This window comes from Bradyrhizobium sp. Unk1 (assembly GCF_059512345.1).
In genome coordinates this window covers 35,189-60,692 of record NZ_JCAMOP010000044.1, presented here as the reverse complement: position 1 = coordinate 60,692, position 25,504 = coordinate 35,189, and the positions used below count along the sequence as shown (strand labels likewise).

Below are 25,504 nucleotides of genomic sequence, written 5' to 3'. Positions count from 1 at the left end.
GATGCCTCCCTAGACCCGACCGAGCGCGAAACCGCTCGCGATGTAATTGCGGACGAACCAGATCACGAGGGCGCCCGGGATGATGGTCAGCACGCCGGCCGCGGCCAACAGCCCCCAGTCCATGCCCGCGGCCGACACCGTACGCGTCATGATCGCCGCGATCGGTTTTGCCTGCACCGAGGTCAGCGTTCGCGCGAGCAGGAGCTCGACCCAGGAGAACATGAAGCAGAAGAAGGCGGCGACGCCGATGCCGCTCGCGATCAGCGGCACCAGGATCCTGATGAAGAAGCGCGGGAACGAATAGCCGTCGAGGAAGGCGGTCTCGTCGATCTCGCGCGGCACGCCGGAGACGAAGCCTTCGAGGATCCACACCGCCAGCGGAACGTTGAAGATGCAATGCGCGAGCGCAACGGCCCAGGGAGTATCAAAGAGCCCGATCGCCGAATAGAGGTTGAAGAACGGCAGCGCATAGACCGCGGCCGGGGCCATGCGGTTCGACAGCAGCCAGAAGAACAGATGCTTGTCGCCGAGGAAGCGGTAGCGCGAGAACGCATAGGCCGCGGGCAGCGCCACCGAGATCGAAATGATGGTGTTGATGACGACGTACTCGAGCGAGTTGATGTAGCCGGAATACCAGCTCTCGTCGGTGAAGATACGCCTGTAGTGCTGCAGCGTCGGGGTATGCGGCCACAGCGTCATCGTCGAGACGATTTCCGCGTTGGTCTTGAAGCTCATGTTGACGAGCCAGTAGATCGGCAACAGCAGGAAGATCAGGAACAGCGCCATGATGACGCGACGGCCGGGAATTGAGTGCATCAGGCCACTCCTTCCTTTGGCTTGAGTGCAGTCACGGGCTTGAGCGCGGCCAACGGCTTGGGCTCAGTCGCCGGCTCGCTCTCGGCCTGGACTTTGCGTTCGGCGCCGGCATTGGTCATGACGGTGTAGAAGATCCAGCAGACGATCAGGATGATCAGATTGTAGACCAGCGAGAGCGCCGCGGCCTTGCCGAGGTCGAACTGGCCGAGCGCGATCTTGACGAGCTCGATCGAGACGAAGGTGGTCGAGTTACCCGGCCCGCCGCCGGTGACGACGAACGGCTCGGTGTAGATCATGAAGCTGTCCATGAAGCGCAGCAGCACCGCGATCAAGAGCACGCGGTTCATCTTCGGCAGCTGGATCGCCTTGAATACTGCCCAGCGCGAGGCGCCGTCGATCTGCGCAGCCTGGTAATAGGCCTCGGGGATCGACTTCAGGCCGGCATAGCAGAGTAGCGCAACGAGGCTGGTCCAGTGCCAGACGTCCATCACGATGACAGTGATCCAGGCGTCGACTGCGTTGGACACGTAGTTGTAGTCGAGGCCCATCGCATTGAGCGTATAGCCCATCAGACCGATGTCGGGCCGGCCAAAAATCTGCCAGATCGTGCCGACCACGTTCCACGGAATCAGCAGCGGCAGCGCGAGGATGACGAGGCAGGCCGCGACCGTCCAGCCCTGGCGCGGCATCGACAGTGCGACGACGATGCCGAGCGGCACCTCGATCGCGAGGATCACCATGGAGAAGAACAGATTGCGGCCGAGCGAGGCGAGGAAGCGGCCGCCGAGATCGGTCGAGGGATCGAGCAGCTCCTTGAACCAGCCGACGCCGTTCCAGAAGAACTGGTTGTTGCCGAAGGTGTCCTGCATCGAATAGTTCACGACCGTCATCAGCGGCAGCACCGCCGAGAAGGCCACGACCAGGAACACTGGCAGCACCAGGAACCAGGCTTTTTGGTTGACGGTCTTGTCCATCAGGCGGCTCCCTCCACCAGAAGGCTGTCGGCATAGACGTGGACATGCGCCGGATCGAATCTCAGCCCGGCGGTGCCGTCCGCGCTAGTGAAGCCCGCCGGCGCGCGTGCCGCGATCTTGGCCTCGCCGATGCGGACGCGCGCGAAGCGGATGCGGCCGAGGTCGTCGATGCGGTCGATCTTCGCACTGAGCAATCCGGGTGCGGGCGCGACGGCGTCGACGAACTCCGGACGCACGCCGATCTCGATCTTGGCGCCGGCAGGCAGGTTGTCATAACTGCGGTTGAGCGCGATGACATTCCCGCCGATGCGCGCCTCGCGACCCCTAACCTCGGCCGGCAGGATGTTCATGCCGGGCGAGCCGATGAAATAGCCCACGAAGGTGTGCGCCGGCTTGTCGAACAGCTCGGCGGGCGTCCCGCTCTGCACCACGCGGCCGTCATGCATGACGACAACGGTGTCGGCGAAGGTCAGCGCCTCGGTCTGGTCGTGGGTGACGTAGATCATCGTCAGGTCGAGCTCGCGATGCAGCGCCTTCAGCTTGGAGCGGAGCTGCCATTTCAGCTCGGGATCGATCACGGTCAGCGGCTCGTCGAACAGCACTGCGGCGACGTCGGAGCGGACCAGGCCGCGGCCGAGCGAGATTTTTTGCTTGGCATCCGCCGTGAGGCGCGTCGCCTTGCGGTTGAGATAGGGCTCAAGGTCGAGCAGGCGGCCGATCTCGGCGACACGCTTGTCGATCTCGGCCTTCGGTACGCCGCGGTTCTTCAGCGGAAACGCCAGGTTCTGCCCCACCGTCATGGTGTCGTAGATCACCGGAAACTGGAACACCTGGGCGATGTTGCGCTTCTGGGTTGACAGCGGTGTGATGTCCTGGCCGTCGAACAGGATTTTCCCCCGCGACGGCGTGATGATGCCGGAGATGACGTTGAGCAGCGTGGTCTTGCCGCAGCCGGACGGCCCGAGCAGCGCGTAAGCGCCGCCCTGCCGCCAAGTCATGGTTACCGGCTTCAGCGCAAAGCTTTCCTGCGGCGCATCATTGCCGCCGTAGGAATGGGCGAGATCGACGAGGTCAATGCGGGCCATGTCGCATCTCCCTCAAGAGCTTTTCGTTGTTGACGCGTTTTCTTCACGCGAACCGCTACGCACTTCGCTTGAAAACGCTATGCCCGGCGCAGCGACCAGTCGGTCGGCCGCGTCGAAGACGAAGACATCATTGGGATCGAGCACGGCATCGATGGTCTGGCCGGGCTCGAACTCGTGCACGCCGTGTAGCACCGCCACCCAGTTCGATCCGTCGCGGGTCAGATGCACGAAACTCTCCGAACCGGTGATCTCGGTCACCGTCACCGTGGCGTGGAAGGCATGGCGGTCGGCCTCGCCATTGGCAAGCGCGAGCTGATGGGCGCGGAAGCCGACGCGATAGGCGCCGTCGGCGAGCGATGAATAGAGACCGGAGGCCGGCGCGGCGATGCCGCCCGCATATTGCACAGAGCCGTTCTTCTTTTCGATGCCGACGAGGTTGAGCGGCGGATCGGAGAACACCTGGGCGACACGCAGCGTCTGCGGACGGCGGTAGACGTTCGGCGTCTCGCCGATCTGGAGCGCCTGCCCCTGCCACATGCAGACCGTGTTGCCGCCAAGCAGCAGCGCTTCGGTCGGCTCGGTCGTGGCATAGACGAAGATCGCGCCGGACGCCTCGAAGATGCGCGGCAGCTCGGTACGCAGCTCCTCGCGCAGCTTGTAGTCGAGATTGGCGAGCGGTTCGTCGAGCAGCACGAGATCGGCGCCCTTCACCAGCGCGCGCGCCATCGCGGTGCGCTGCTGCTGGCCGCCGGAGAGCTGGAGCGGCGTGCGTTTCAGGAACGGCTCGAGCCGGAGCAGCCGCGCGGCTTCCGCCACGCGCTTCTCGATCTCCTCACGCGGCTTGCCCTGCACGCGCAAGGGCGAAGCGATGTTCTCGTAGACCGTGAGCGAGGGGTAGTTGATGAACTGCTGATAGACCATCGCGACCGAACGCTGGCGCACGTCGACACCGGTGACGTCCTTGCCGTTGACCAGCACCTTGCCCGAGGTCGGCTTGTCGAGGCCGGCGAGCAGCCGCATGATCGAGGTCTTGCCCGACAGCGTCGGCCCGAGCAGCACGTTGAGCGTGCCGCTCTCGAGCATCAGCGAGACGTCGCGGATGTGTGGTATCCCCTCGACGGTCCGGGTCACATGATCGAGCGTCACGGTCATGGGCGTCCTCCCGCTTCCAGCAGGGGACTTTGCGGCACAGTATGGGTTGTAATCCAGTCGTTCAATGCAGCGATCTCGTCGGCAGATAGTCGCAGGCCAAGCTTGGAGCGGCGCCAGACGATGTCTTCCGCCGTGACCGCCCATTCATTGGCCATGAGGTAGCGGACCTCGCGCTCGGTCAGCGTCGCGCCGAAGGCCTGGCCGAGATCGGCCGCCGATTTGGCATCGCCGAGCAGCTTGATGGCACGGGTGCCGTAAGCGCGGGCGAGACGCCGGGCGTGCTCGAGACTGAGGAAGGGATAGCCGCGCTGGAGCTCGGCGATCAGGCCGTCGACGTCGGACACGCCCATGTCGCCGCCGGGCAGCGGCCATTTGCCGGTCCAGCCTTCGCGCGCTTTCGCACTGCGAAGATAGGGCGCGAGCCGTTCCAGCGCCTCTTCGGCGAGCCGGCGGTAGGTCGTGATCTTGCCGCCATAGATCGAGAGCAGCGGCACGCCGCCGGGTGTGTCGAGCTCGAAAACGTAGTCGCGCGTCGCGGCCTTGGCTTCGCTGGCGCCGTCGTCATAAAGCGGTCGCACGCCGGAATAGGTCCAGACCACGTCCGCTGAAGTCACCGGCTTGGCCAGATATTCGCTCGCGGCGGCGCAGAGGTACTCGATCTCTTCGGGCGTCGCCTTCACCTTGGCGGGATCGCCGTCATAATCGCGATCGGTGGTGCCGATCAGCGTGAAGTCGTCCTGGTACGGGATCACGAAGATGATGCGGCCGTCCGCGTTCTGGAACATGTAGGCGCGGTCGTGGTCGTAGAGTTTCTTGACCACGATGTGCGAGCCCTGCACCAGGCGCACCTTGGCTTTCGCGTTGACGCCGGCGCCGCGGCCGAGCACATCCTCGACCCAGGGGCCGCCGGCATTGACCAGCGCGCGGGCCTGGATCGACGAACGCGCGCCGGTCAGCGTGTCGACCATGCCCACGGTCCAGATGCCCCCGGACTGCTTGATATCCGTCGCGCGGGTGCGGGTGCGGATCTCGGCGCCCTTGTCGGCGGCATCGCGCGCGTTGAGCACGACGAGACGGGCGTCGTCGACGAAACAGTCGGAATATTCGAACGCGCGGCTGTAGCGGTTCGGGATCAGCGGACGGCCAACCTCGTCACGCCTGAGATCAACCGAACGCGTCGCCGGCAACAGGTGCCGGCCGCCGATATGGTCATAGAGGAAGAGGCCGAGACGCAGCAGCCAGGCCGGACGCAGGCCGGCGTGATGCGGCAAAACGAAACGCAGGGGACGGATGATATGGGGCGCGATGCCCCAGAGGATCTCGCGCTCGATCAGCGCCTCGCGGACCAGGCGAAACTCGTAATATTCGAGATAGCGCAGGCCGCCATGCACCAGCTTGGTCGACCAGGACGAGGTCCCGCTCGCCAAATCGTTCATTTCGCACAGGAAAACCGTGTTGCCACGGCCCACCGCGTCGCGCGCGATGCCGCAGCCGTTAACACCGCCTCCGATAATGGCGAGGTCGAAAATACGCTCCAACAGACGCATCCCCCGGGACCGCTCGTTCCTTCGAGCGACTACTTTCGTTTTTGATTAGATCATACCGAAAAACGAAAGCAAGATGAAAGAGAGGCGAAAGGAAGTGAAAGAGGAACTTTTTTAACGCCAATGCGGCGGAGAAATCGGCAGGAGAACGGCCAAGTTTGGAGGCAAAAGGCTTGATCGAACAGCACCGCAGGACTTGAATGTAGCAACATGCCTACATATAATTTTGGTTAGCAAGGCATTGCCACGGCGAGAAGGCTCTTACGATGGTGACCACCCTGACCAGCCGGGAATTCAACCAGGATACAAGCGGCGCCAAGAAAGCAGCCTCGCAGGGGCCCGTCTTCATTACGGATCGCGGCCGCCCTGCCCACGTCCTGCTGACCATCGAGGATTATTTGCGCCTGAGCGGCGGGCACATGAGCCTTGCCGAAGCTCTGGCGCAGGCGAACGCGGACTTCGATTTCGATCCGCCTCGCATGACAGGCGGGATCAAGACTGCCGATCTCGACTGATGTTTCTGCTGGACACCAATGTCATTTCCGAACTGAGGCGACCGAACAAAGCTGATCGCAATGTCGTCGCCTGGGCCAATGCAATTCCCGCGGCGAATTTTTTCATATCCGTGATCTCGATTCTCGAAATCGAACTGGGCGCGCGCCTGATCGAGCGCAAAGACGCGGTCCAAAGTACAGTCTTGCGCACGTGGATCGACGATCACATTCTTGCCCGCTTCGAGGGGCGGATCCTGGCTATCGATACGGTCGTGGCACAGCGCCGTGCCCAACTTCACGTTCCCAACCCGCGGGCCGAACGCGATGCCCTCATCGCAGCGACCGCGCTTGTTCACGCCTTGACCGTTGTTACGCGCAACGTGGGGGATTTCGAACCAACAGGCGTTCCGCTGCTCAACCCATGGAGCGGCGCCTAGGCCGCTATCTCAGCCGCACCACCGGCGCGGCTTCCGGTGCCGCATCCTGAGCATCGGCCGTCGCATCATCGATATCCGCCCCCTTCGGCATCGCCGCCATCACCTCGATGCCCTTGCTGTGGCAGATGGTGGCGAGACGCTCGGGCAGCTCCTGGTCGGTCACGAAGGTCTGGATCTGGGTGATATGGGCGATGCGCACCGGCGCGCTGCGGCGCAGCTTGGTGGAGTCGGCAACCAGCATGACGCTGCGGGCATTGGCGATGATGGCCTGCGCCACCTGCACCTCGCGATAGTCGAAGTCGAGCAGCGCGCCCTCCTCGTCGATCGCGGACGCCCCGATGATGGCGTAGTCGACCTTGAACTGGCCGATGAGCTGAGTCGCGGTCGAGCCGACCACGGCGCCGTCGGCACGCCGCACCGTGCCGCCGGCGACCACCACCTCGATGCGGGGATGGCGGTAGAGCAGCATCGCGACGTTGAGATTGTTGGTGATGACGAGGAGGTCCTCGTGCGAGGTCAGCGCGCTCGCCACCTCCTCGGTCGTGGTGCCGATATTGATGAAGAGCGAGCAGCCGTTCGGGATCAACGAGGCGGCCGCAGCCCCGATCGCCTTCTTTTCGTCGGCGGCGACGAACCGCCTCGCCTCGTAGGCGAGGTTTTCGACGCCGGAGGCGATGATGGCGCCGCCGTGGATACGGGTCAGCGAGCGGCGCTCGCAGAGATCGTTGAGATCCTTGCGGATCGTCTGCGCCGAGACCTCGAACCGCCGCGCGAGCTCCTCGACCATGACGCGCCCCGAGGCGCGCGCGATGTTGAGGATTTCGGCTTGGCGATGGGTCAATCCGGTCACGGCGATGGCCTCAAATCAGGAAGGCGCATGGTGCGGCGGTTCGCACGTTCGGTCAATGCGCTCAGCGATCACGGTTAACGGACGAAGCCTCTCACCATGCCATCGCGGCGGCGAGACGCGCGAGCAGTTCCGGATCGTCGAACGCGCCGGCGGAGGCGACCGCGCCGGCGCCAACAAGGTCGGCATGGCTGAGGCTCGTCCGGATGCCGATGGTCGGAATGCCGGCGGCCGTCGCCGACTGCACGCCGGAGCGGGAATCCTCGAACGCGATCGAAGCCGTCGCGCTGCCGCCGACGAAACGCAGCCCCTCCTGATAGGGCAGCGGGTGCGGCTTGCCGTGAGGCAGCTCGTCGCCGATCACAAGCGCCCTGAAGCGGTGCGTGATGCCGAGACCGGAGAGCAACAGCTCGGCATTCAGACGCGGCGCGTTGGTTACGGCGACCATGGGAATGCCGGCGGCATCCGCGCGGTCGAGCAGCGCCATCAGCCCCGGAAGCGGCTCGATCTGTCCGGCGACGAGTGTGCGGAAGACGATCTCCTTCTCTCCGAGGATCGCGACACGCTGTTCCACGGTTTCGTCGGGCAGAAAGCGCTCGCCGATCGACGCATTGGCGAAGCCTTGCAGCTCCCTTGAGAAGCGCGCGTGATCGAACAGATGGCCGCGCGGCCCAAGCACCTGGTTGAACGCCTTGAGGTGCAGCGGGTCGGTGTTGGCCAGTGTGCCGTCGATGTCGAACAGCAGCGCCCTGCCCGTCACTTGCCCCTGCGCCTGCCCTTTGGCCTCGATCATTTCCGTACTTTCCCGAATGCACGATGCATCAATACGAAACACGTATCAATGCAGCCCCGATCACGCAATGACGCATCGACATGCTCGCCACGCGACACTCGACAAAGTCGCGCGCGGCTGCAACACTCCGCGCAAGATCAAAAAGGAGGAAACGATGACGATCAACCGACGCGATCTGGCTCTCTCGACTCTTGCCGTCTCAACCCTTGCGGCCTCTGCGCTTGCTCTCACACCGGCGCTGGCCGCTTCGGCGGACGAGGAAGCCGTGGCCAAAAAGGTCGAGGCCTTCCGCCTTGCCCAGATCGCGGCCGATCCCAAGGCGCTCGGCGCGCTCTGCGCCGACGATGTGAGCTACAGCCATTCCAACGGCAAGGTCGAGGACAAGGCGACCTTCGTCGCCAACGCTACCGACGGCAAATCAAAATTCCTGTCGATCGAGTACAAGGACCCGACCATCAAGGTCGTCGGCCCCGCCGCGATCGTGCGCTTCCACTGGATGGGCGAACAGGAAATGGCAGCCGATGGGAAAAAAGTATCGACCAATCTTCACATCCTGATGAACTGGCAGAAGCAGGGCGACGATTGGAAGCTGCTGTCGCGGGCTGCGACGAAGTTGTGATGAGTTCTTGCCCTCTCCCCTTGCGGGAGAGGGCGGCATAGGGCGGCCTCCTCCCCGCAAGAAGAGAAGGCAGAGCAGCGATGTGCTAGGCAAAAAATTCCGACCACGCGCTATGCGTGCCCCGGAATGATCAGAGGGACTATTACGCCGCTTCCTTCACATCGCCGTTAACCAGCTTGCGCGCGGCACGCTCGGCTTCGCGGGCGTTGCGGAAAAGCTGGCCTTCAAGGCGATTGAAGCGATGGGACGAGGCGAAGAAACAATAGCCTCCCTGAGAACGAACGACGATACCTGCGGTTTGCGAGTCGACTTCGATAATGTAGCTGTCCGACATGGTCCGTGGATTCCCTCAGTGCGGGCAAATAACGGCAGTCCTGCCCAAAGGTTCCTGAGCATTTTGTGGCCGTTTCCACCCCGAATCGACACGCAATTGAGTACGCCGGGACCTCATCCGTTTTATGACTTGTTCTTGGCGAAGCCGCGACGCGGTGACTCAGTCGCGCCGCGTTTGGCGTGCCGCAAGTTCTCGTGAGATGGGCAGAGCGTCGCGCGCGATTACGTCGCGATCGGCGGATCGTTGCGCTGGATCGCTTGCGGACGGCCGTCATCATCGATCGAGACGTAGGTGAAATGACCGTCGGTGACGAGGATCGGCTGGAGCTCCCTGCGCCGCAGCGCCCAGGCCTCGAGATGCACGGTCATCGAGGTGCGGCCCACGCGGACGAGATTGGCGTAAACTGAAACGAGATCGCCGACATAGACCGCCTTGCGAAAATTCATCGCCTCGATCGCCACGGTGACCGTACGCGACCTCGCGAGCTTCGATGCGAACACGCCGCCGCCGACATCCATCTGGCTGAGCAACCAACCGCCGAAGATGTCGCCGTTGGCATTGGTGTCGGCGGGCATTGCCAGCGTGCGGATGCAGAGATCGCCGCGCGGCTCGGTGTCGGACGTTTCGGTCATGTCGGTCTCACTTGAAATTGTCCCAGCCCGGATCGGGCGCAAAGCGCCCGCCGAATCGCTCGGCCAGCGCGCGCAAGGTGGATACGACATTTTCCACGCCGCGCGTGCGCGCGTAGTTCAGCGGACCGCCGCGGAACGGTGCATATCCAGTGCCGAAGATCATGGCGCCGTCGACCGCATCGGCATCGTCGACGATGCCTTCGCGGAGTGCCGCGACGCAGACGTTTGACATCGGCAGCACCAGGCGGTCGATCATCTGGTCGGTGACCCGCGGGCCGGTCTCGGGCAGCGGCGCCTTCTCCGCCTTGCCGTCCTTCCAGGTGTAAAAACCCTTGCCCGTCTTGCGGCCGAGTTCGCCCTTGGCGACCTTCTCGCGCAACCAGGCCGGCGTCGGCGGGAGCAGATCGCCGAACTTGGTACGCAGCATGTCGCCGACGTCGAGGCAGATGTCGAGCCCGACCTGGTCGGCGAGCTCGATCGGCCCCATCGGCATGCCGAACTGCTCGGCCGCCGCGTCGATCAGGCGCTGGTCGATCTTCTCGTCCAGCATCACCATCGCCTCCAGCATGTAGGGCGTCAGCGCACGGTTGACGAGGAAGCCGGGCGAGCTCTTCACGGAGAGCGGCAGACGGTCGATCGCGCCGACGAAGGCGAGCGCCTCCTTCAGCACCTGCGCATCGTTGCCGTCATGGCTGACGACTTCGACCAGCTGCAGCCGCGACACCGGGTTGAAGAAATGCAGGCCGACGAGGCGCTCGGGCCGCGCCAGCGTGGTGCGCAGATCCTGGAGCGGAATGCTCGACGTGTTGGTCGCGAGGATCGCGTCCGGCTTCAGCTTCGGCTCGAGGCCCGCATAGACCTTCTGCTTCAGCTCGAGCTTTTCCGGCACCGCCTCGATGATGAGGTCGGCGTTGCGGACGCCCTCGCCGTCCATGTCGGGGATCAGACGATCCAGCGCATCGCGCACTTCGGTCGGCTTGCGGATGATCTTGCCGTAAAGCTCGGCCGCGCGCTTCACCGCGCCGGCGACCGGCTCCGCCTTCATGTCCGCGAGCGAGACGCGCAGCCCCTGCCCCGCACACCAGGCCGCGATATCACCACCCATGGCGCCGGCGCCGATGACATGGACGTGCTTGATCGTGTTGCCGCCACCGGCCGTCTTCTTCATCTGCTCGCGCAGGAAGAACACGCGGATCAAATTCTGCGCGGTCGGCGTCACCATCAGCCTGGCGAACGAGGCCTGCTCGGCCTTCAGCATCGCGGCCTTGCTGCCGCCATGGGTCTCCCAGAGATCGATCAGCGCGTAGGGCGCCGGATAATGCTCGCGTGGCGCGGCCTTCGCCGCCTCCGAGCGCATGCGCCTGGCCAGCAGCCCGCGCACGGGACCGAAATTCGCCGCGTGCGTCAGAACGCCCGGACGCGCCCGCTTCAGACGGCCGAACAGCGCATCCTTCACCGCGTTACGGACGTGCCGCTCCTGCGTCACGGTATCGACAAGGCCGAGCGATCTGGCGCGGCGCGCATCGATGGTGCGGCCGGTCAGCATCAGCGCCATCGACTGGGTCGGATTCACCAGCGCGGTGAAGCGCGCGGTGCCGCCGAGGCCGGGATGCAGGCCGAGCATCACCTCCGGGAAGCCGAAGCGCGCGCCATCGATCGCAATGCGCGACTGGCAGGCCAGCGCGACCTCCAGCCCGCCGCCGAGGCAGAAGCCGTGGATGACCGCGACTGTGGGCAGCTTCAGCGCTTCCAGGTGATCGACCACGGCATGCGCCGCACGGATGCGTGTCTCGACCATCTCGGGATCGCGGGCGCCGCGGAATTCGTTGACGTCGGCGCCGGCAATGAAGCCGGACGGCTTTGCCGAGCGGATCACGAGGCCCGCGGGACGTTCGGTCTCGATCGCCGCGAGCACGGCATCGAACTCCTCCATCACGTCCGAGGACAGCGTGTTGGCGCTGCCATCTGCGCGGTCGAACAGCAGCCAGGCGACGCCGTCGGCATCGCGCGTCAGCTTGAAGTGCTTGTAGGGGCTGTCGGTCGCGGGCTTCGGCCCAAGCTCCAGCACGCGGTCGCCAAGCGCGGTCATGATCCTGGAATCCATGGTCACACCGCCTCGATCAGCATGGCGCCGCCGAGCCCGCCGCCGATGCATTCGGTCGCAACGCCGCGGCGCGTGCCGAGCCGCTTCATCGCGTTGACGAGATGCAGCACGATGCGGTTGCCGGACGTGCCGACGGGATGGCCGAGCGAGATGGCGCCGCCATCGACGTTGAGCTTGTCACGGTCGATCTCTCCGGCCGCGCCATCGAGGCCCAAGATCTCGCGACAGAATTTGTCGTCGTTCCAGGCGGCGAGACAGCCAAGCACCTGCGTCGCGAAGGCCTCGTTCAGCTCCCAGGTCTCGACGTCCTTGACGGTGAGGTCGTTGCGCTGGAGCAGCGGCGTCGCGGACATCACGGGTCCAAGCCCCATAATGCTGGGATCAAGCGCAGCCCAGTGGCTGTCGACGATGACGGCCTTCGGCGTCAGTCTGTGCTTGGCCACCGCCGCGTCGGAGGCGAGGATCACCCAGGAGGCGCCGTCGGTGATCTGCGACGAATTGCCGGCGGTGACCTGGCCCCAGGGGCGTTCGAACACCGGCCGGAGCTTTGCCAGCGTCTCGGCCGTCGAGTCAGGCCGCACACCGTCGTCATGGTCGAAGAATTTTCCGTCGCGGGAGAACGCGGTCTCGACCTCGCCCTTGAGGAAACCTTCGGCCTGCGCCTGCGCGAGCCGGCGATGACTCTCGGCGGCATAGGCGTCGGACTGTGCCCGCGTGATGCCGAAGAGATGGCCGACGACCTCGGCGGTCTGGCCCATGTTCAAGTCGGTGATGGGATCGGTGAGGCCACGCTCGAGGCCGATGATCGGCTTGAGATAGCGCGGCCGCAGCCTGAAGGCGGCAGCGAGCTTCGCGGCCACGCCCTTGGCGGTGGCAAGGCCGGCGAACCAGCGCACGCCGGAGTTTGGCCAGACCAGCGGCGCGTGGCTCAGCGCCTCGGTGCCGCCGGCGAGGATCATGTCGGCATGGCCCTCGCGAATGTAGCGGTAGGCCGTGTCGATCGACTGCATGCCGGAGCCGCAATTGATCTGCACGGTGAAGGCGACCATGTCCTCGCCCATGCCGAGCCGGAGCGCGGCGACGCGGGCCGGGTTCATCTCGTCCGCGATCACGTTGACGCAGCCGAGGATGACCCGGTCGAAATCCGTTGGCGAAAACGGCTGGCGCGCCAGCAGCGGCCGGCCGCATTGCACAGCGAGATCGACCGGCGTGAACGGTCCCGGCCCCGAACGCGCTTTGAGAAACGGCGTCCGGCTGCCGTCGACGATGAAAACCGGTCGTGCCATCAGCTCGCCGCCCTCTGTTCACCGAGTTCCTGGAAGAACTGATGCACATCTCCGGTTTTCTTGTAAATCGGCGACAGCGCTTCCGGCGCAAAATCATCGACCTCGATCACTTTTGTGACGGCTTCGTGAGCGGCGGCAAGCTGCTCACCCTCGGCCTGCGTGATCACGCCCTTGGTGACGGCGTCCTTCCAGTCGCGCATGTGCGCCGCGCGCATGCGCTTGGCGATGGCATCGGTGCCCGCAACCAGCTTGAATGCGCGCTCCAGCCGGGCAAAGCCGCCGTCGTCGTCGACATAAGCGAGATCCGGCGTGAGACGCTCGCGCGCGGCCGACGGCTCCAGCACGAGGCTGGCGCATTGGTGCACGACCCGGTCGGACGGGCCGAGCACCCGCGCGCCGAAGGGTTGGACGATGAGCTTGAGGATGACAGCGACAAAACGATTGGGCAGATTGGCGAGGATCTCGGCGAGCCGGTTCTCGATGGTCTTGAAGCCGGTCGCCATGCACCATTCGAGCGCAGCAAAATCCTCCTTCTGCCGGCCTTCGTCCTGCCAGCGCTTCAGCGCCGCCGAAAGCAGGTAGAGCTCGGAGAGGATGTCGCCGAAGCGCGCCGACAGCATCTCCTTGCGCTTGAGCGCGCCGCCAAGCGTGAGCAGCGCCATGTCGGCGCAGAGCGCAAAGGCCGCGGAGTAGCGCGCGAGCTGGCGATAGAATGGCGTGGCATCGCCCGCATCCGGCGCAAGCGCGAAGGCGCCGAAGCTCCAGCTCCGGCCGAATGCACGCAACAGCGTCTGGGAGCTATGGCTGACATGTTTCCAGAACGCCTTGTCGAACGCGGCGAGCCCGCGCTCGCGATCGGTGTCGGCCAACGCGTTCATCTCGTCGAGCAGATAGGGATGCGCGCGGATGGCGCCCTGCCCGAACACGATGAGGTTGCGCGTCAGGATGTTGGCACCCTCGACCGTGATACCGACAGGCACGGCGCGGTGCAGATTGCCGAGATAGTTTTGCGGACCGTCGATCACGGCCTTGCCGCCATGGATGTCCATGGCGTCGTCGACTGCGGTGCGCATCCGCTCGGTCGCGTGCAACTTCATGATCCCGGAGATGACGGCGGGATGGATGCCGGCATTCAGCGCCGCGCAGGTCAGCCGGCGCGCCGCGTCGAGCTGGTAGGCGGTCGCGACGATGCGCGCGAGCGGCTCCTCGACGCCCTCGAATTTGGAAATGGAGATGCCGAACTGCTCGCGGATGCGGGCATAGGCGCCGGTGGTGCGGGCGGCATAGGCGGCGCCGGCCGCCGACAACGACGGCAGCGAGATGCCGCGGCCGGCGGCAAGCGCCGTCATCAGCATCTTCCAGCCCTGCCCGAGTTTCTCCTTGCCGCCGATGACATAGTCGAGCGGGATGAAGACGTCGCGGCCCCAATTCGGGCCATTCTGGAACACCTGCATCGACGGCAGATGACGATGGCCGATCTTGACGCCGGGCAGATTGGTCGGGATCAGCGCGACGGTGATGCCGAGCTCGTCCTGGCTGCCCACGAGGTGGTCGGGGTCATAGGCCTTGAAGGCGAGACCGAGCAGCGTCGCCACCGGGCCGAGCGTGATGTAGCGCTTGTGCCAGTTGAGCCTGAGGCCAATGACCTCGCGGCCCTCGAAATCGCCCTTGCAGATGATGCCGGTGTCGATCATCGAGGCGGCGTCGGAGCCGGCTTCGGGGCTGGTCAGGCCGAAGCAGGGAATGTCGCGGCCGTCGGCGAGGCGCGGCAGCCAGCGCTCCTGCTGCTCTTTCGTGCCGAAGCGCATCAACAGCTCGCCGGGCCCGAGCGAGTTCGGCACCATCACGGTGACGGCCGCCGCAATCGACCGGGTCGAGATCTTGCGCACCACTTCCGAATGAGCATAGGGCGAAAAGCCGAGACCGCCAAACTCCTTCGGAATGATCATGCCGAAGAATTTTTCGCGCTTGACGAAATGCCAGACCTCCGGCGGCAGGTCGCGCCATTCCCAGAAGATCTTCCACTCGTCGAGCATGGCGCAGAGCGCCTCGACCGGGCCGTTGAGGAAGGCCTGCTCCTCGGGGGTCAGCGTCGCCTGAGGCACCTTCAGCAATTTTGTCCAGTCGGGGTTGCCGGTGAAGAGGTCGGCATCCCACCAGACGTCACCGGCCTCCAGCGCCTCGCGCTCGGTGTCGGACATCGCCGGCAGCACGCCGCGCGCCCAGGAGAAGATCGGCTTTGTGATTTTGTCGCGGCGGAAGCTCATGGCTGACCTCATGCATCGGCGCGGTTATCGGCATTTTAGCGGAAAGTGGCCGGGGTAAGTGAACACTTCGCGAGCAAAAAGAAGCGAATTGACGCGGCCGGGCGGCCGCCCCGGGGGCCATAACGGCCGGGGCGTGGGGCAGTTCCGGGGAGGGAAAATAGGGAGGGACGTCGCCACATCGTCATTCCGGGGCGCGCCTCTTGGCGCGAGCCCGGAATCCATACTCCCGATGGTGGTTATGGATTCCGGGCTCGACGCCACGCGTCGCCCCGGAATGACGTGTGGAGAGAACGGCGGCTTGGCCTAATCCGGCCGCACCATCTCGAACATGTTCTCCGGCTTGATCTCGAAATAGTCGCCGCGACGGCCGGCGCGGACGATGGGGCGGGCGGCGGCGGTCTGGTAGACGCCGTCCTTGATCATGGCCTTGTCGATATGGACGGCGACGACCTCGCCCAGCGTCAGCCAGGCGTCGGCCTCCTTGCCGTCGGCGCCCTTGAGGCGGACGATGTCGGAGACCTTGCACTCGAAGGCGACGGGGCTCTCAGCCACCCGCGGCACGTTGACGAGCTTGCCGGGCACGGCGGTGAGGCCGGCGATCTCGAACTCGTCGACCTCGGGGGCCACATGCGCGGCAGTCGCGTTCATGTGCCTGGCGAGGTCCATGGTGGCGAGATTCCAGACGAACTCGCCGGTCTGCTCCATGTTCGAGACCGTGTCCTTCCAGTTGGTGGAGGAGAAGCCGATGATCGGCGGCACGTAGCAGAACGCGTTGAAGAAGCTGTAGGGCGCGAGGTTGACGTGGCCCTTGGTGTCGCGGGAGGAGATCCAGCCGATCGGCCGCGGCGCGATGATGGCGTTGACGGGATCGTGCTTGAGGCCGTGGCCCTTGGAGGGCTCGTAGAAATAGAGGTCTTTGTCGGTCACGGCGAGGTCTTCCCCTGATCCTGGTAGCCCGGATGGAGCGAAGCGTAATCCGGGTCCGCCAGCGCGACGCTGAACCATCCCGGATTGCGCTTCGCTCCATCCGGGCTACGTCGGCCAGCTTATAGGGGGAAATTCCAGCGCCCGTCAGTGGCGCGGGGACAGACCCGCGATGACGAAATCGATCATCTGGTCGATGGTTGGGCCCGGCTTGGTGGCGCACTGGGCGATCATCTGGGGGTGGAAAAAGCGCATCATCGCGGTGCAGGCGCACAGCGACGCCAGTTGCAGGTCCGGCGCCTCGAACTCGCCGGACGCGGCTCCCTGCGCGATCACCTGGCCGATGACGCCGGCAATGCACTCCATATGGGCGACGCAGACGTCCCAGTCCTCCTGCATCGCGATCTCGACCATCTCATGCAGCTTGTTATCGCCGACATAGCGCTCGGTGTTCATGCGATGGATGGTGGTCAGCAGTTCGCGGAAGCGCGGGAGCACCGGACCGGGCCGCGCCACGATCCGCTGCGCTTCGATCTCGACCTCGCCCATCAAGGCCCGCGCCACCGACTGGTGAATCGCCTTCTTCGATTCGAAGAAGCGATAGACGTTGGCGGGGCTCATCCTGAGCTCCTTGGCGATGTCCCCGACCGTGGTCTTCTGGTAGCCGATCTGGCGGAACAGCCGCTCGGCCACCTCGAGGATACGATCCCGGGTGTCGCCTTCGATATGTTCCGCAACCAGTGTCATGTGTCAGGACTCGTCCGTCAGCAGTCTTCTCATTTATTCAGCCGCTTCAGCAAGCGGAATTGCGTGCTGGTCATCGCTCCCATGCTGCGGCGCGGCAGGTTGCTCGGGGGTGCCCGCCTCGTCCAGGCTCTTCCTGAACCACAGGGCGTAGAGGCCCGGAAGGTAGAGCAGCGTCAGGAAGGTCGCGACGAACAGGCCTCCCATGATCGTGATCGCCATCGGGCCCCAGAACGCCGAGCGCGACAACGGGATCATGGCCAGGATCGCGGCGAGCGCCGTCAGCACCACCGGCCGGGCGCGGCGGACGGTTGCCTCCACGATCGCCTCACGGCGGGTCAGGCCGTGGGAAACGTCGGTCTCGATCTGGTCGACCAGGATGACGGCGTTGCGCATGATCATGCCGGCGAGCGCGATCAGGCCGAGCAGCGCCACGAAGCCGAACGGGGCATTGGCGACGTTGAGGCCGAACGAGGCACCGACGATGCCGAGCGGCGCGGTGAGGAACACCAGGATCAGGCGCGAGAAGCTCTGCAGCTGGAACATCAGCAGCGTCAGCATCACCATCACCATCAGCGGGAAGAGGATGAAGATCGAGGCGTTGCCCTTGGCGGATTCCTCGAACGCCCCGCCCGGCTCGATGCGGTAGGCCGGCTCGAGATTGTCCTTGATCGCCTTCAGCTTCGGCGTGATCTGGCTGGTGACGTCGGGCGCCTGCACGCCGTCGACGACGTCGGAGCGCACGGTGATCGCCATGTCGCGGTTACGCCGCCACATGATCGGCTCCTCATGGGCATACTCGATCTTGGCGATCTGCTGGAGCGGCACGGCGACGCCGTTCTTCGAGGTGATGGTCAGATCGCCGACGCCGCCGAGATCAAGGCGTTCGGACGGGACCGCACGAGCGACCACGCCCACCTTCTCGATGCCGTCGCGAATAGTCGTGACCGGCGCACCCGAGATCAGCATCGACAACGCCTGCGAGACGTCCTGCGGCGTCAGGCCCATGGCGCGGGCACGATCCTGGTCGACGACGAGCTTGAGGTAGGGCGACTGCTCGTTCCAGTCGAGCTGGACGTCCTTGACGCTCTTGTTCTGCCGCATGACGTCGCGGACCTGGTAGGCGATCTCGCGCACCTTGTTGGCGTCGGGGCCGATCACGCGGAACTGGACGGGGAAGCCGACCGGCGGACCGAAGTTGAAGCGGTCGACGCGCACACGCGCCTCGGTCAGCATGCCCTCCGCAGCCGCGTTCTCGATCTTGGCCTTGATGCGCTCGCGCGCCTCGACGCCCTTGGCGACGATGACGATCTCGGCAAAGGCCTCGTTCGGAAGCTGCGGATTGAGGCCGAGCCAGAAGCGCGGCGAGCCCTGGCCGATATAGGACGTATAGGTCTCGATGTCCTTGTCGTCCTTGAGCAGCGTCTCGGCCTTCTTCACCGCCTTCTCGGTAACGTTGAAGGCCGTGCCCTCGGGCAGGCGGAGCTGGAGGAACAGCTCGGGCCGCTCCGACAGCGGGAAGAACTGCTGCTGGACATGGCCGAAGCCGACGATCGAGGCGATGAAGACGCCGACGGTCGCGGCCACCACGGTGATGCGGTGGTTGACGCACCATTGCACGATGGCGCGCAGGCCGCGGTACATGCGGGTTTCGTAGACCGCGTGCGGATCGTGATTGTGGTGCACCTTGATGTTGGGCAGCAGCATGACGCCGATATAGGGCGTGAAGATCACCGCCACGAACCAGGAGGCGACCAGCGCGATCGCCACGATCCAGAAGATGCTGCCGGCATATTCGCCGACCGCGGAATTGGCAAAGCCGATGGGGAGGAAGCCAGCGGCCGTGACCAGCGTTCCCGTGAGCATCGGAAACGCAGTGGATTCCCAGGCAAAGGAGGCCGCGCGAAAACGGTCCCAGCCCTGCTCCATCTTCACCACCATCATCTCGACCGCGATGATGGCGTCATCCACCAGCAGGCCGAGCGCGATGATCAGCGCGCCGAGCGTGATGCGGTGCAGATCGAGCGACATCGTGTTCATGACGACGAAGACGATGCCGAGCACCAGCGGCACCGACAGCGCGACCACGATGCCGGTGCGCCAGCCGAGCGCCAGGAACGACACGAACAGCACGATGACGAGCGCTTCCATGAAGGAGTGCACGAACTCGCCGACGGCGTGCTCGACCACCTTGGGCTGGTCGGCGATGAGCTTGACGTCGATGCCCTGCGGCACCGCCTTCATGAACTCGGCGGTGGCCTTCTCGACCTCCTTGCCGAGATCGAGGATGTTGGCGCCCTTGGCGGTGACGACACCGATGCCGATCGCGGCCTTGCCTTCCTGGCGCACGATGAAGCTCGGCGGGTCGACATAGCCGTGGGTGACGGTGGCGATATCACCCAAACGGAACACGCGGCCGTTGCTCTCGACCGGCGTTTCGGCGACGGCCTTGGCGCCATCGAGCGCGCCGGTGACGCGCAGCGGCACGCGCTGCGACGAGGTCTCGACCGTGCCGGCCGGAGTCACGTTGTTCTGCTTGGCGAGCGAATCGAACAGCGCCTGCGGCGTGATACCGAGAGTGGCGAGCTTGGCGTGCGAGAATTCGACGAAGATGCGCTCGTCCTGGTTGCCGTAGACGTCGACCTTGGTCACACCAGGCACCTTCAGCAGGCGCTGGCGGAAGCCTTCCGAGACCTTCTTGAGCTGGGCATAGTCGGCGCCGTCGCCGGTCATCATGTAGAGGATGGAATCGACGTCGGAGAACTCGTCGTTGACGACGGGTCCAAGAATGCCCGAAGGCAACTGGCCCTGCACGTCGGCGAGCTTCTTGCGCAGCAGATAAAACAGATACGGCACGTCCTTCGGCGGCGTGGAATCGCGGAAGGTCACCTGGAGCGCGGTGAAGGCCGGCTTGGAATAGGTCTGCACCTTCTCGAAATAGGGCAGCTCCTGGATCTTCTTCTCGATGGGATCGGCGACCTGCGTCTGCATCTCCTGCGCGGTCGCGCCCGGCCAGATCACGGAGACGTTGACCACCTTCACCGTGAAGAACGGATCCTCGGCTCGCCCGAGCTTCTGGTAGGAGAAGAAGCCGGCGACGCCGAGTATGATCATCAGGAACAGGACCAGCGTCGGATGGCTGACGGCCCAGGCCGAAAGATTGAAGCGCTTCATCGCACTCTCCAAAGATGGTCCGATTGCAAAAAAACCACAGCCACTCTGTTCAAACCGTCGTCGCGAGGCAGCGAAGCAATCCAGGGGGCTGGGCAGATTCTGGATCGCTTCGCCGCTTCAGCCCCAGCATTTGCGCTTGGGCCGAAACTCACCTCACACGACGTAACTCGTAAGCTCTAGAAGGACAGCGACGAGACGATCCGCACCCGCTGGCTCGGATCGAGCTTCTGCACGCCGAGCGCCACGATCTTGGCGCCCTCGTCGACACCGCTGGTGATGATGACGTCGTTGCTCTCGTAGGACTTCACCACGACCGGCTTGAGCGTGACGCTGCCATTGTCGTCGACGACGTAGAAGGAGGGCTTGCCGCCTTCGTTGAACAGCGCCGACAGCGGCAGCCGTGCGACCCGCTCGGTCGCGGCATCCGACAGTGTCAACGTCGCGGTCATGCCGAGCGAAACCTTGTCGCCGGCCTCGGGCAGCGAGAACTTTGCAAGATAGGTGCGCGTCGACGGATCGGCCGTCGGCGCGATCTCGCGCAGCTTGGCCGCATATTTCTTGTCCGGCTCCGACCAAAGAGTGACGCTGGCGGCGCCCGACTTGGCACGCCCAACCAGCGTCTCAGGGATCGCGACAACCGCTTCCTTCTCGGCAAAGCGGGCGACACGGATCGAAGTCTGGCCTGCGGCAACCACCTGGCCGGGCTCGATCAGCGTTGCGGTGACGACGCCACGGGCGTCGGCGTTGAGCGTCGCGTAGGAAAGAGAATTCTTGGTCAGCTCGACCGAGCGCACGGCCCGGTCAAGACGCGCGCGGGCCTCATCGGCGGCGGCGCGGCTCGAATCCATCGCCGCATCCGTAGTCCAGCCCTTGGCCTTCAAATCCTTGGCGCGCTGCTCGGCCGCGGCGGCCTGGGCCAGAACGCCGGTCGCGGCAGTCTGCTCGGCGACGGACTGCTCGGCCTGGAGTTTTAGATCGACCTCGTCGAGGGTCGCGAGCGGCTGGCCGATTTCGACGGTCTGGCCGACCTCGACCAGACGCTTGGCAACCTTGCCGGCCACGCGGAAACCGAGATCGCTCTCGATCCGGGGCCTGACAGTGCCGACGAAGCTGCGCTCCGGCGTCTCGGCATCATAATGGGCGGTCGCGACCAGAACCGGCCGCGGCGGCTCGGCCTTTTCAGCGACGGTGTCATTGCACCCGGCCAGCGCCGCGGCCATCAGGGCCAGCGACACACCCGCCAAGAGCTTGGAATAGCTGGACAAAACTGACCGGACGAACATCGGAGGACACTCCCGCGACTGCGATAAGAGGAATGTCGACTAATCACTGATAAAAGTCAATAATCGTCAGTCATCAGGAAAGCGTGATCGTTAAGGGGTGGTAAGGATTGGGTGAGCCTTGTGCGCTGGTAATGCGCACCATCTCTTGATAGGGTTACATGTAACCAGCGGAAATACGTATGAGCCCTTCAAAGCCCAAGCCGTCTCGTATGAAGGTGCAGGCCCACCGCGATCGATTGCGTGCACAAGGCCTGCGGCCGATCCAGATCTGGGTGCCGGATATCCGCTCGCCCTCCTTCCGATCAGAAGCCCATCGCCAATCACTTGCGGTCGCAACGAGCTCACATGAAGCCGAAGACCAAGGCTTCATCGATGCCGTATCCGATTGGACCGATGAATGAAGCGAGGTGAGGTCTGGACGGTGGCAGGCGGCAAGGACTATGCGGGCAAGCCGCGCCCCGTCGTCATCGTGCAGGACGACAGCTTTGACGCCACGAACTCCATCACTGTCTGCGCCTTCACGACCGGCGAAACCGAGGCGCCACTTTTCCGGCTCAAGGTCGAGCCAAACGACGGCAACGGCCTTCGAACTCCGTCTCGACTTATGGTCGACAAGATTACTACAGTGCCGAAAGCCAAGATAGGAACGTTGGTGGGACGCCTAGACGATGACGACCTCTTGCGTCTCAACCGCGCTGTGCTGGTGTTCCTTGGACTGGCTGGTTCGCAGAGAAGCGCCAGCGCAGATTAGCCCGGATGGAGCGCAGCTCAATCCGGGGCCTGCAGGCTGTAGCTCGAGCGCTCCCGGATTTCGCTTCGCTCCATCCGGGCTACGCAGCGGTGCGGGCGGCCTATCGCCCCTGCCCGGCGAACTCGTGCTTGCTCTCATGGCCGCCGACAAACACTAGGATGCCGGCGATCAGGGGCAGGACGGCCAGCACCAGCAAGCCGGTCGAGGTCTGGCCGGTGGCTTCCTTGACCCAGCCGATCAGGTAGGGCCCACCGAAGCCGGCGAGATTGCCGATCGAGTTGATCAGCGCGATGGCGCCGGCCGCGGCCGTGCCCGAGAGCCAGGCGGTCGGCAGGGTCCAGAACACGCCGAAGCAGCAGAACACGCCGATCGCCGCGACGGTGAGCACCACCATCGTCATGGTGGGATCGGTGAGATAGGAGGAGGCGGCAAGCGCGACGGCGGTGAGCAGCAGCGGCGCGCCGACATGCATCACGCGCTCGCGCGTCGCATCCGAATGCCGCGCCCACAGGATCATCGCGATGGTGCCGAACAGGTACGGGATCGCGGTGACGAAGCCGGTCTGGGCGTTGGTGAGGCCGAACGCCTTGACGATCTGCGGCAGCCAGAACTGCATGCCATAGAGCGCGCCGACGAAGCCGAAATAGACCAGGCTCAGCATGATCACCTTCGGCGACGACAGCGCCTCGCCGAGCGACAGATGCTTCACCGCCTGCTTGGCCGCGATTTCCGAATCGAGCCTGGACTTGAGCCAGGCCTTCTGATCGGCCGAGAGCCAGTCCGCCTTCTCCGGCTTGTCGGTGAGATAGAACCAGGTGACGATGCCCAGCAGCACCGAGGGGATGCCCTCGATGATGAACAGCCACTGCCAGCCCTTCAGCCCCATCGCGCCGTCGAGCCCGAGCAGCAGGCCCGAGACCGGCGCGCCGATCACGGTGGAGACCGGGACGGCGATGGCGAAGGCGGCGAGGAAGCGGGCGCGATACTCGGCCGGGTACCAATAGGTGAGATAGAGGATGATGCCGGGGAAGAAGCCGGCTTCGGCGACGCCGAGCAGGAAGCGCAGCACGTAGAAGCTCGTCACGCCGCTGACCAGCGCCATCAGCGCCGAGATGATGCCCCAGGTCACCATGATGCGAGCGATCCAGCGGCTCGCGCCGAACTTTTCCAGCGCCAGATTGCTCGGCACCTCGAAAATGAAATAGCCGATGAAGAAGATGCCGGCGCCCCAGGAGAAGATCAGCGGCGTGAACTTCAGCTCGGCGTTCATGGTCAGCGCGGCGAAGCCGAGATTGACGCGGTCGAGATAGGAGAAGAAGTAGGCCAGCACCAGGAACGGAATCAGGCGCCAGGAGATGGCGCGGATCGTCGAGGTCTCGATTTCCGACTTGGCTGAGCCGGTGGAACCGGCATAGGTCGTGGTCTGGCTCATGGCTTCCCCCCGGGGTTGTTGCTTTTATGGGCTAATGAGCGGTTTTCAGCATCGTGGGCAAAGAGTCAATGGAAGCAATGCAGGTGTCGCAGCCGGTCAACACCATTGCGCTGCGGCAGCGATCGCTGATCCGCGCCGCCCTTGCGCTGGTCGTGATCGCCTGCGGGCTGTCGTTGCGCTGGTACGGCTTTCCACTCGGGCTTCCCGCCTTCGTCGTGAAGTATGGCGGCTCGCTGCTGTGGGCGACGATGGTGTTTCTGCTGGTTGGGGTGTTGCTGCCGGGGATGTCACGGAGCCGACTTGCAGCCATCGCCGTGGCGATCGCGATCGCCGTCGAGTTCTCCCGGCTGGTGCATGTGCCCTGGCTCGACGCGTTTCGCCTCACCACCGCGGGCGCGCTGCTGTTAGGACGGATATTCTCGCTGTGGAATCTGGTGGCGTATGGGGTGGGGATTGCGTTCGGCGTTTGGGTCGATGGTCTTGTAGGGTGGGCAAAGGCGCGCTAGCGCCGTGCCCACCATCTTGCCGTTTTGCAAACGAGAGCGGTGGGCACACTTCCGCCTTCGCTCTTCGAGCTACGGCGGACAAGTCGCTTTGCCCATCCTGCGAGACCGGCGCCACGGCGAGCGCCCCTCACTCCGCCAATTGAAACCGCTCGAAACGGTCGAGCTCCTCCTCGATCACGCGCTTCAGCTCCTTGCGCCCCGCCGTCTTCTTCCCCTGCCCGACCCAGGTCCATTTCTGCATCAACAGCTTTTTCGCCTGCCTATCGGTCTTGAGATCAAGCGCCGCGACGATCTCGTCGCCCACCAGCACGGGCAACGCGAAATAGCCGAGCTTGCGCTTGGCCTTCGGCACATAGGCTTCGAACAGATGGTTGTAGCCGAAGAACAGATTGGTGCGCTTGCGCTGGATGATCAGGGGATCGAACGGCGAGAGGATGTGAACGAGATCGGGCGAGGCGTCCTCACCCGGCTCCAGCGCCGCAGGCGCGGCCCAATGCTCCTGCTTGCCGGCGCCCTCGATCGCAACGGGCACGAGCTCACCGCGGCGGACGCGTGAGGCGACCAGCTGAGCGATTGCCTTCTTGCTCGGCGCATCGAGGTGGCAGATCGAATCCAGACTGACCACGCCCTGCGACCGCAGCGCGCGGTCGAGCAGATGGGCCGTGATGTCCCTTGCCGACGCCGGCTTCGGCAGCTTGTCCCAGCCGAAGTGCCGCGTCATCAGCTCATAGGTCTTGAGCATGCCCTGGCGCGCGCTGACGGTCGCGACGCCGGTGTAGAAGGCGAGTTGCAAAGCCCGCTTCGAGGGCTTTCGGCTCTGCCAGAGATGCTCCTTCTCGGTGAGCACGTCGTCCTCGATGTCGCGGATCGTCAGCGGACCGGCGCGCAGCAGCCGCATCACCTTGCCCGTATCGGCCGGCGTGACCGAGGCGTACCATTTGTGCCCCTCGCGCCGGTGCTCGCGCATCGCCGGCAGGAAGAAGCGAAAATCGTTCGCCGGCACGTAGGACAGCGCATGGGTCCAGTATTCGAACACGCTCCTGTCGACGCTCTGGGCCTGGCGCAGATCGGCACGCCGGTAGGACGGGATGCGGCTGAACAGGATGTGGTGGTGGCTGCGCTCGATGACGTTGATGGTGTCGATCTGCACATAACCGAGATGGGCGATCGCATCCGCCACCGCGCGCGCCCCCTCCCCGAACGGCGCACGCTCGTCCAGCCGCTGGGCATGCAGCCAGATCTGCCGGGCCTGTGTCGTTGGGATCGGAAAGGGTTTGGGCGCGCGTGACATTGCAGAAGGCAATGT

At 64.6% G+C, this 25,504-nt stretch carries 24 protein-coding genes; 6 read left to right on the top strand and 18 right to left on the bottom strand.

Annotation, left to right across the window (positions count from 1 at the left end; translation table 11 throughout):
- Positions 1-9: 9 nt before the first annotated feature.
- Genes AC5ZFO_RS38540 through glpD form a run of 5 tightly spaced genes read right to left on the bottom strand, consistent with a single transcriptional unit; the run spans position 10 to position 5,574 of the window.
- A complete protein-coding gene (locus AC5ZFO_RS38540) occupies positions 10-816 on the bottom strand; it encodes a carbohydrate ABC transporter permease (protein ID WP_282524410.1) in 807 nt (268 codons plus the stop codon).
- Entirely contained in the window at positions 816-1,790 is a 975-nt protein-coding gene (locus tag AC5ZFO_RS38535; RefSeq protein ID WP_282524411.1) for a carbohydrate ABC transporter permease, read from the bottom strand. Before AC5ZFO_RS38535 ends, AC5ZFO_RS38540 begins: the two co-directional genes overlap by 1 nt.
- Complete coding sequence (locus AC5ZFO_RS38530; RefSeq protein ID WP_282524412.1) at positions 1,790-2,875, bottom strand: ABC transporter ATP-binding protein; 1,086 nt, start codon at positions 2,873-2,875, stop codon at positions 1,790-1,792. The genes AC5ZFO_RS38535 and AC5ZFO_RS38530 overlap by 1 nt, the downstream gene beginning before the upstream one ends.
- A gap of 12 nt (positions 2,876-2,887) precedes the next feature.
- On the bottom strand, positions 2,888-4,027 hold the full coding sequence (locus AC5ZFO_RS38525) for an ABC transporter ATP-binding protein (protein ID WP_282524413.1): 1,140 nt from the start codon (positions 4,025-4,027) through the stop codon (positions 2,888-2,890).
- Positions 4,024-5,574: a glycerol-3-phosphate dehydrogenase gene (gene glpD / locus AC5ZFO_RS38520; protein ID WP_282524414.1), complete on the bottom strand. Its 1,551-nt coding sequence runs from the start codon at positions 5,572-5,574 to the stop codon at positions 4,024-4,026. Before glpD ends, AC5ZFO_RS38525 begins: the two co-directional genes overlap by 4 nt.
- 263 nt (positions 5,575-5,837) lie before the next feature.
- Between glpD and AC5ZFO_RS38515 the strand changes: the two genes are divergently transcribed.
- Positions 5,838-6,086, top strand: coding sequence for a type II toxin-antitoxin system prevent-host-death family antitoxin (locus AC5ZFO_RS38515; RefSeq protein WP_282524415.1), 249 nt, complete (start codon positions 5,838-5,840; stop codon positions 6,084-6,086).
- Positions 6,086-6,502 carry a type II toxin-antitoxin system VapC family toxin gene (locus AC5ZFO_RS38510; RefSeq protein WP_282524416.1) on the top strand — a complete coding sequence of 139 codons (417 nt, stop codon included), beginning with the start codon at positions 6,086-6,088 and terminating at the stop codon, positions 6,500-6,502. The genes AC5ZFO_RS38515 and AC5ZFO_RS38510 overlap by 1 nt, the downstream gene beginning before the upstream one ends.
- A 4-nt stretch (positions 6,503-6,506) precedes the next feature.
- Here AC5ZFO_RS38510 and AC5ZFO_RS38505 read toward each other — a convergent pair whose 3' ends face one another.
- On the bottom strand, positions 6,507-7,352 hold the full coding sequence (locus tag AC5ZFO_RS38505) for a DeoR/GlpR family DNA-binding transcription regulator (RefSeq protein ID WP_014497447.1): 846 nt from the start codon (positions 7,350-7,352) through the stop codon (positions 6,507-6,509).
- Between the two features lie 91 nt (positions 7,353-7,443).
- Positions 7,444-8,142, bottom strand: a complete 699-nt coding sequence (locus AC5ZFO_RS38500; protein WP_282524417.1) for an HAD family hydrolase — start codon at positions 8,140-8,142, stop codon at positions 7,444-7,446.
- Between the two features lie 154 nt (positions 8,143-8,296).
- Here AC5ZFO_RS38500 and AC5ZFO_RS38495 point away from each other — a divergent pair, with 154 nt between their 5' ends.
- Complete coding sequence (locus AC5ZFO_RS38495) at positions 8,297-8,761, top strand: nuclear transport factor 2 family protein (RefSeq protein ID WP_282524418.1); 465 nt, start codon at positions 8,297-8,299, stop codon at positions 8,759-8,761.
- A 142-nt stretch (positions 8,762-8,903) separates the two neighbouring features.
- Here AC5ZFO_RS38495 and AC5ZFO_RS38490 read toward each other — a convergent pair whose 3' ends face one another.
- From AC5ZFO_RS38490 to AC5ZFO_RS38450, 9 genes are all read right to left on the bottom strand, one after another.
- Positions 8,904-9,095, bottom strand: coding sequence for a hypothetical protein (locus AC5ZFO_RS38490; RefSeq protein WP_282524419.1), 192 nt, complete (start codon positions 9,093-9,095; stop codon positions 8,904-8,906).
- 221 nt (positions 9,096-9,316) lie between these two features.
- Positions 9,317-9,727: an acyl-CoA thioesterase gene (locus AC5ZFO_RS38485; protein ID WP_085398536.1), complete on the bottom strand. Its 411-nt coding sequence runs from the start codon at positions 9,725-9,727 to the stop codon at positions 9,317-9,319.
- Positions 9,728-9,734: 7 nt separating this feature from the next.
- Positions 9,735-11,831 (bottom strand): 3-hydroxyacyl-CoA dehydrogenase NAD-binding domain-containing protein, encoded by a 2,097-nt coding sequence (locus AC5ZFO_RS38480; RefSeq protein ID WP_282524420.1) that lies wholly within the window; start codon positions 11,829-11,831, stop codon positions 9,735-9,737.
- A 2-nt stretch (positions 11,832-11,833) separates the two neighbouring features.
- Positions 11,834-13,117 (bottom strand): acetyl-CoA C-acetyltransferase, encoded by a 1,284-nt coding sequence (locus AC5ZFO_RS38475; RefSeq protein WP_282524421.1) that lies wholly within the window; start codon positions 13,115-13,117, stop codon positions 11,834-11,836.
- Positions 13,117-15,384 (bottom strand): acyl-CoA dehydrogenase, encoded by a 2,268-nt coding sequence (locus AC5ZFO_RS38470; RefSeq protein ID WP_282524422.1) that lies wholly within the window; start codon positions 15,382-15,384, stop codon positions 13,117-13,119. The genes AC5ZFO_RS38475 and AC5ZFO_RS38470 overlap by 1 nt, the downstream gene beginning before the upstream one ends.
- A 303-nt stretch (positions 15,385-15,687) precedes the next feature.
- Entirely contained in the window at positions 15,688-16,311 is a 624-nt protein-coding gene (locus tag AC5ZFO_RS38465; RefSeq protein ID WP_496123476.1) for a flavin reductase family protein, read from the bottom strand.
- A gap of 144 nt (positions 16,312-16,455) precedes the next feature.
- Entirely contained in the window at positions 16,456-17,055 is a 600-nt protein-coding gene (locus tag AC5ZFO_RS38460; RefSeq protein ID WP_282524424.1) for a TetR/AcrR family transcriptional regulator, read from the bottom strand.
- A 33-nt stretch (positions 17,056-17,088) separates the two neighbouring features.
- Positions 17,089-20,226: an efflux RND transporter permease subunit gene (locus AC5ZFO_RS38455; RefSeq protein ID WP_282524425.1), complete on the bottom strand. Its 3,138-nt coding sequence runs from the start codon at positions 20,224-20,226 to the stop codon at positions 17,089-17,091.
- Positions 20,227-20,402: 176 nt separating this feature from the next.
- Positions 20,403-21,509, bottom strand: a complete 1,107-nt coding sequence (locus AC5ZFO_RS38450; protein ID WP_282524426.1) for an efflux RND transporter periplasmic adaptor subunit — start codon at positions 21,507-21,509, stop codon at positions 20,403-20,405.
- Between the two features lie 209 nt (positions 21,510-21,718).
- On the opposite strand from AC5ZFO_RS38450, the gene AC5ZFO_RS38445 reads away from it, so the two are divergent.
- Positions 21,719-21,910 carry an antitoxin MazE family protein gene (locus AC5ZFO_RS38445; protein WP_282524427.1) on the top strand — a complete coding sequence of 64 codons (192 nt, stop codon included), beginning with the start codon at positions 21,719-21,721 and terminating at the stop codon, positions 21,908-21,910.
- Positions 21,907-22,260 carry a type II toxin-antitoxin system PemK/MazF family toxin gene (locus AC5ZFO_RS38440; protein WP_282524428.1) on the top strand — a complete coding sequence of 118 codons (354 nt, stop codon included), beginning with the start codon at positions 21,907-21,909 and terminating at the stop codon, positions 22,258-22,260. Before AC5ZFO_RS38445 ends, AC5ZFO_RS38440 begins: the two co-directional genes overlap by 4 nt.
- A gap of 100 nt (positions 22,261-22,360) precedes the next feature.
- Here AC5ZFO_RS38440 and AC5ZFO_RS38435 read toward each other — a convergent pair whose 3' ends face one another.
- On the bottom strand, positions 22,361-23,692 hold the full coding sequence (locus AC5ZFO_RS38435; protein ID WP_282524429.1) for an MFS transporter: 1,332 nt from the start codon (positions 23,690-23,692) through the stop codon (positions 22,361-22,363).
- Positions 23,693-23,769: 77 nt separating this feature from the next.
- Between AC5ZFO_RS38435 and AC5ZFO_RS38430 the strand changes: the two genes are divergently transcribed.
- A complete protein-coding gene (locus AC5ZFO_RS38430) occupies positions 23,770-24,198 on the top strand; it encodes a ribosomal maturation YjgA family protein (RefSeq protein WP_282524465.1) in 429 nt (142 codons plus the stop codon).
- A 127-nt stretch (positions 24,199-24,325) separates the two neighbouring features.
- Here AC5ZFO_RS38430 and AC5ZFO_RS38425 read toward each other — a convergent pair whose 3' ends face one another.
- Positions 24,326-25,489, bottom strand: a complete 1,164-nt coding sequence (locus tag AC5ZFO_RS38425) for a winged helix-turn-helix domain-containing protein (protein ID WP_282524430.1) — start codon at positions 25,487-25,489, stop codon at positions 24,326-24,328.
- Between the last annotated feature and the right edge of the window lie 15 nt (positions 25,490-25,504).

What these genes read in the sequence shown, in the direction of transcription:
- AC5ZFO_RS38540 (WP_282524410.1), bottom strand. Translation starts at nt 816, where the DNA reads ATGCACTCAATTCCCGGCCGTCGCGTCATCATGGCGCTGTTCCTGATC.
- AC5ZFO_RS38535 (WP_282524411.1), bottom strand. Translation starts at nt 1,790, where the DNA reads ATGGACAAGACCGTCAACCAAAAAGCCTGGTTCCTGGTGCTGCCAGTG.
- AC5ZFO_RS38530 (WP_282524412.1), bottom strand. Translation starts at nt 2,875, where the DNA reads ATGGCCCGCATTGACCTCGTCGATCTCGCCCATTCCTACGGCGGCAAT.
- AC5ZFO_RS38525 (WP_282524413.1), bottom strand. Translation starts at nt 4,027, where the DNA reads ATGACCGTGACGCTCGATCATGTGACCCGGACCGTCGAGGGGATACCA.
- glpD (WP_282524414.1), bottom strand. Translation starts at nt 5,574, where the DNA reads ATGCGTCTGTTGGAGCGTATTTTCGACCTCGCCATTATCGGAGGCGGT.
- AC5ZFO_RS38515 (WP_282524415.1), top strand. Translation starts at nt 5,838, where the DNA reads ATGGTGACCACCCTGACCAGCCGGGAATTCAACCAGGATACAAGCGGC.
- AC5ZFO_RS38510 (WP_282524416.1), top strand. Translation starts at nt 6,086, where the DNA reads ATGTTTCTGCTGGACACCAATGTCATTTCCGAACTGAGGCGACCGAAC.
- AC5ZFO_RS38500 (WP_282524417.1), bottom strand. Translation starts at nt 8,142, where the DNA reads ATGATCGAGGCCAAAGGGCAGGCGCAGGGGCAAGTGACGGGCAGGGCG.
- AC5ZFO_RS38495 (WP_282524418.1), top strand. Translation starts at nt 8,297, where the DNA reads ATGACGATCAACCGACGCGATCTGGCTCTCTCGACTCTTGCCGTCTCA.
- AC5ZFO_RS38490 (WP_282524419.1), bottom strand. Translation starts at nt 9,095, where the DNA reads ATGTCGGACAGCTACATTATCGAAGTCGACTCGCAAACCGCAGGTATC.
- AC5ZFO_RS38485 (WP_085398536.1), bottom strand. Translation starts at nt 9,727, where the DNA reads ATGACCGAAACGTCCGACACCGAGCCGCGCGGCGATCTCTGCATCCGC.
- AC5ZFO_RS38480 (WP_282524420.1), bottom strand. Translation starts at nt 11,831, where the DNA reads ATGGATTCCAGGATCATGACCGCGCTTGGCGACCGCGTGCTGGAGCTT.
- AC5ZFO_RS38475 (WP_282524421.1), bottom strand. Translation starts at nt 13,117, where the DNA reads ATGGCACGACCGGTTTTCATCGTCGACGGCAGCCGGACGCCGTTTCTC.
- AC5ZFO_RS38470 (WP_282524422.1), bottom strand. Translation starts at nt 15,384, where the DNA reads ATGAGCTTCCGCCGCGACAAAATCACAAAGCCGATCTTCTCCTGGGCG.
- AC5ZFO_RS38460 (WP_282524424.1), bottom strand. Translation starts at nt 17,055, where the DNA reads ATGACACTGGTTGCGGAACATATCGAAGGCGACACCCGGGATCGTATC.
- AC5ZFO_RS38455 (WP_282524425.1), bottom strand. Translation starts at nt 20,226, where the DNA reads ATGAAGCGCTTCAATCTTTCGGCCTGGGCCGTCAGCCATCCGACGCTG.
- AC5ZFO_RS38450 (WP_282524426.1), bottom strand. Translation starts at nt 21,509, where the DNA reads ATGTTCGTCCGGTCAGTTTTGTCCAGCTATTCCAAGCTCTTGGCGGGT.
- AC5ZFO_RS38445 (WP_282524427.1), top strand. Translation starts at nt 21,719, where the DNA reads ATGAAGGTGCAGGCCCACCGCGATCGATTGCGTGCACAAGGCCTGCGG.
- AC5ZFO_RS38440 (WP_282524428.1), top strand. Translation starts at nt 21,907, where the DNA reads ATGAAGCGAGGTGAGGTCTGGACGGTGGCAGGCGGCAAGGACTATGCG.
- AC5ZFO_RS38435 (WP_282524429.1), bottom strand. Translation starts at nt 23,692, where the DNA reads ATGAGCCAGACCACGACCTATGCCGGTTCCACCGGCTCAGCCAAGTCG.
- AC5ZFO_RS38430 (WP_282524465.1), top strand. Translation starts at nt 23,770, where the DNA reads ATGCAGGTGTCGCAGCCGGTCAACACCATTGCGCTGCGGCAGCGATCG.
- AC5ZFO_RS38425 (WP_282524430.1), bottom strand. Translation starts at nt 25,489, where the DNA reads ATGTCACGCGCGCCCAAACCCTTTCCGATCCCAACGACACAGGCCCGG.